General features: G+C 64.8%; 1 protein-coding gene. It reads left to right on the top strand.

What is annotated here, in order from left to right:
• The coding region (locus TN53_RS43815; RefSeq protein WP_046264527.1) for a cbb3-type cytochrome c oxidase subunit I at window positions 1-304 on the top strand (304 nt) is incomplete at both ends.

Here is a 304-nt window from a genome sequence, read left to right as displayed (position 1 = left end):
GATGACCGGCAAGATGCTCGACGAGCGCCTCGGCAAGATCACCTTCTGGACGCTGTTCATCGGCTTCCACGGCACCTTCCTGGTCCAGCACTGGCTGGGTGCCGAGGGCATGCCCCGTCGTTACGCGGACTACCTCGCGGCCGACGGCTTCACCGCCCTGAACACGATCTCGACGATCAGCTCGTTCGTCCTCGGCGCGTCGATCCTGCCCTTCTTCTACAACGTGTGGAAGACGGCCAAGTACGGCAAGAAGGTCGAGGTCGACGACCCGTGGGGCTACGGCCGCTCGCTGGAGTGGGCGACG

Source organism: Streptomyces sp. WM6386, assembly GCF_000972385.1.
GTDB lineage: Bacteria > Actinomycetota > Actinomycetes > Streptomycetales > Streptomycetaceae > Streptomyces.
The sequence above is the reverse complement of the archived record's forward strand: the minus strand, read 5'-3'. Positions and strand labels throughout refer to the sequence as shown.